Origin of the sequence: Streptomyces phytophilus (assembly GCF_013870535.1) — a bacterium.
Taxonomy (GTDB): Bacteria; Actinomycetota; Actinomycetes; order Streptomycetales; family Streptomycetaceae; genus Streptomyces; species Streptomyces phytophilus.
On record NZ_JACBXC010000528.1, the window covers coordinates 1 to 4,026 of the forward strand.

At 71.8% G+C, this 4,026-nt stretch carries 3 protein-coding genes; all 3 read left to right on the plus strand.

Annotated elements, in window-relative coordinates:
• Window positions 1-1,560, plus strand: a 1,560-nt coding sequence (locus tag H5J30_RS20650) for a DNA translocase FtsK (protein ID WP_181788887.1), incomplete at its 5' end; no start/stop codon positions are given.
• A 184-nt stretch (window positions 1,561-1,744) separates the two neighbouring features.
• On the plus strand, window positions 1,745-2,554 hold the full coding sequence (locus H5J30_RS20655; protein WP_181788888.1) for a helix-turn-helix domain-containing protein: 810 nt from the start codon (window positions 1,745-1,747) through the stop codon (window positions 2,552-2,554).
• Window positions 2,555-2,698: 144 nt separating this feature from the next.
• Window positions 2,699-4,026 (plus strand): MiaB/RimO family radical SAM methylthiotransferase (locus tag H5J30_RS20660; protein WP_181788889.1); only part of this gene is annotated, 1,328 nt, incomplete at its 3' end.

Here is a 4,026-nt window from a genome sequence, read left to right on the forward strand (position 1 = left end):
TCGGTCCCCGACCTCACCAAGCAGGCCGCCGAGCCCGACCCCGGCGCCCTGCCGCCCCGCGCCGAGCAGCTCCAGCTCTCCGGCGACATCACCTACGCGCTGCCGTCCCTCGACATCATGGAGCGCGGCGGCCCGGGGCGTACGCGCAGCGCCGCCAACGACGCCGTCGTGGCCTCCCTGACGCAGGTCTTCACCGAGTTCAAGGTCGACGCCACCGTCACCGGCTTCACCCGCGGTCCGACCGTCACGCGGTACGAGGTGGAGCTGGGCCCGGCCGTGAAGGTGGAGCGGATCACGGCGCTGACGAAGAACATCGCCTACGCCGTCGCCAGCCCCGACGTGCGCATCATCAGCCCCATCCCCGGCAAGTCCGCCGTCGGTATCGAAATCCCCAACAGCGACCGCGAGATGGTCAAGCTCGGCGACGTGCTGCGCTCCGCGGAGGCGGCGGGCGAGGACCACCCGATGCTCGTCGGGCTCGGCAAGGACGTCGAGGGCGGCTATGTCTCGGCGAACCTGGCGAAGATGCCGCACATCCTCATCGCCGGCGCCACCGGCTCCGGCAAGTCCTCCTGCATCAACTGCCTGATCACCTCCGTGATGGCGCGGGCCACGCCGGAGGACGTGCGGATGGTGCTGGTCGACCCCAAGCGGGTCGAGCTGACCGCCTACGAGGGCATCCCGCACCTGATCACGCCGATCATCACCAACCCCAAGCGGGCCGCCGAGGCCCTGCAGTGGGTCGTCCGCGAGATGGACCTGCGCTACGACGACCTCGCCGCGTTCGGCTACCGGCACATCGACGACTTCAACGCGGCCGTCCGCTCCGGCAAGGCCACCGCCCCGCCCGGCAGCGAGCGGGAGCTGGCCCCGTACCCGTACCTGCTGGTGATCGTCGACGAGCTGGCGGACCTCATGATGGTCGCGCCGCGGGACGTCGAGGACGCGATCGTACGGATCACGCAGCTCGCCCGCGCCGCCGGCATCCACCTGGTCCTCGCCACCCAGCGCCCCAGCGTCGACGTCGTCACCGGGCTCATCAAGGCCAACGTGCCCTCCCGGCTGGCCTTCGCCACCTCCTCCCTCGCCGACAGCCGCGTCATCCTCGACCAGGCCGGCGCCGAGAAGCTGATCGGCAAGGGCGACGGGCTGTTCCTGCCGATGGGCGCGAACAAGCCGGTCCGCCTCCAGGGCGCGTACGTCGAGGAGTACGAGGTCGCCGCGGTCGTGCAGCACTGCAAGGACCAGATGGCGCCGGTCTTCCGCGAGGACGTCGTGGTCGGCGGGGCGAAGAAGAAGGAGATCGACGAGGAGATCGGCGACGACCTCGACCTGCTGTGCCAGGCGGCCGAGCTGGTGGTCTCCACGCAGTTCGGCTCGACGTCGATGCTGCAGCGCAAGCTGCGGGTCGGGTTCGCCAAGGCGGGGCGGCTGATGGACCTGATGGAGTCACGCGGCATCGTCGGTCCGAGTGAGGGTTCGAAGGCCCGGGACGTACTCATCAAACCGGATGAAATGGACGGAGTGCTCGCCCAGCTGCGGGGGCAGGATCATCCGTAACGGCGAAGAGGGCAACCGGTTCGGCGTCTGATGCGTCACATCAATGGGCCGGGCGGGTGATCCCGCGGTCGGGCAGTACGTCTATCCCGATGGCCCATTAAGTGTGCTCGACCGGTTGGCCGATCCTTTTACAACCCCCCTAGACTGAACACCCGGCAGGTGGCTCACCCCGAAAGGCGCCCACGTGTCCCTCGGCAACTCCCCCACAGGCGACCGTCCTTCCGTCGGTCGCGCACTTCAGCAGGCCCGCCTTGATGCCAAGCTGTCCGTCGAACAGGTCAGCTTGTCCACGCGTGTGCGCATTCCGATCATTCATGCCATCGAACAGGACGATTTCTCCCGCTGCGGCGGCGACGTCTACGCCCGCGGGCATGTGCGAACCCTTGCGCGGGCGGTCGGTCTGGAGGCCGAGGACCTCGTCGGGCAGTACGACGCGGAGCACGGCGGCCGGCCCGTGCCGACGCCCGCCGCCCCGATGTTCGAGGCCGAGCGCATCCGCCCGGAGCCGCGCCGCCCCAACTGGACCGCCGCGATGGTCGCCGCGATCGTGGCCGTGGTCGGTTTCGTGGGGTTCACCGTCTTCAGCGGCGGCGACGAGGAGCCGGACGGCTCCGCGGTGGCCGGGGAGTCGCAGGGGTCCGACAAGCCGAAGGACCCCGACACGGGCAAGGACGCCGGCGAGGACAAGCAGAGCCCGCAGCCCTCGGAGAGCGCGGTGGCCGGTGCCCCGCCGGACAAGGTGACGCTGCGGATCGTCGCCGCGGACGGGCAGAGCTGGATCTCCGCGCAGGGCGCCGACGGGCGCGAGCTGGAGGAGGGCGTCCTCGCCCAGGGCGACTCCGTGACCGTCACCGACAGCGAGAAGATCTACCTCGTCCTCGGCAACGCCGGCGGCGTCGACCTGTTCGTCAACGGCAAGCAGATCGCCGAGGACTTCCAGCCCGGCGAGGTCGAGCGGCTGACGTATACCAAGGGCGATCCCGAGGCCGGCTGACCGGGCCCGCCGGGCGGCGTCGCGGGCCCGGCCTGCGGCAAGGCTCGCACGCCCGTACCCTCGCTCGCCCGTGCTTCGGGCACGCGTACGGAATGCGGCTGGTGGGCGGCGGTTTGCTGGCGCGGGACGAAGTAGGCTGAGCCCATGCCAGAACGCCGTACCGTCGCCCTCGTCACGCTTGGCTGCGCCCGGAACGAGGTGGACTCGGAGGAGCTTGCGGGCCGCCTTGCGGCGGACGGCTGGGACCTCGTCACGGACGCCGCCGCCGCGGACGTCGCCGTCGTGAACACCTGCGGGTTCGTCGAAGCCGCCAAGAAGGACTCCGTCGACGCCCTGCTGGAGGCCAACGACCTCAAGGACGCGGGCCGTACGCAGGCCGTCGTCGCCGTCGGCTGCATGGCCGAGCGGTACGGCAAGGAGCTGGCCGACGCGCTCCCGGAGGCCGACGGCGTCCTCGGCTTCGACGACTACGCCGACATCTCGGCGCGGCTCCAGACCATCCTGGCCGGCGGCGGCCACGCCGCACACACCCCGCGGGACCGCCGCAAGCTGCTGCCGATCAGCCCCGCGGAGCGGCAGGACGCCGCCGCCCGCGGCGCGGCGGCGCTGCCGGGCCACGGCGACCCGGGCGCCGATGCCGATGCCGCTGCCGCCGCTCCCGCCGACCTGCCCGCCGGGGTCGCCCCCGCCTCCGGGCCGCGGCCGCCGCTGCGCCGCCGGCTCGGCTCGGGGCCGGTCGCCTCGGTCAAGCTGGCCTCCGGCTGCGACCGCCGATGTACGTTCTGCGCCATCCCCTCCTTCCGCGGCTCCTTCGTCTCCCGCCGCCCCTCCGACGTCCTCGGCGAGACCCGCTGGCTGGCGGAGCAGGGCGTACGGGAGGTCATGCTCGTCTCGGAGAACAACACCTCGTACGGCAAGGACCTCGGCGACGTGCGGCTGCTGGAGACGCTGCTGCCCGAACTGGCCGCCGTGGACGGCATCGAGCGGATCCGGGTCAGCTATCTGCAGCCCGCCGAGATGCGCCCCGGGCTGATCGACGTGCTGACGTCGACGGAGAAGGTGGCGCCGTACTTCGACCTGTCCTTCCAGCACGCCGCCCCCGAAGTGCTGCGCGCCATGCGCCGCTTCGGGGACACCGAGCGGTTCCTGCAACTGCTGGCGGAGATCCGCTCGCGGGCGCCGGAGGCGGGTGCGCGGTCGAACTTCATCGTCGGCTTCCCCGGCGAGAGCGAGCGGGACGTCGAGGAGCTGGAGCGCTTCCTCACCGCCGCGCGGCTGGACGCCGTGGGCATCTTCGGCTACTCGGACGAGGAGGGCACGGAGGCCGCCGGGTACGGGTCGAAGGTCCCCCCGGAGGCGGTCGCCGAGCGGCTGGCGCACATGACGCGGCTGGCGGAGGAGCTGACGGCGCAGCGGGCCGAGGAGCGGGTGGGGGAGACGGTACGGGTCCTGGTGGACGCCGTGGAGGGCGC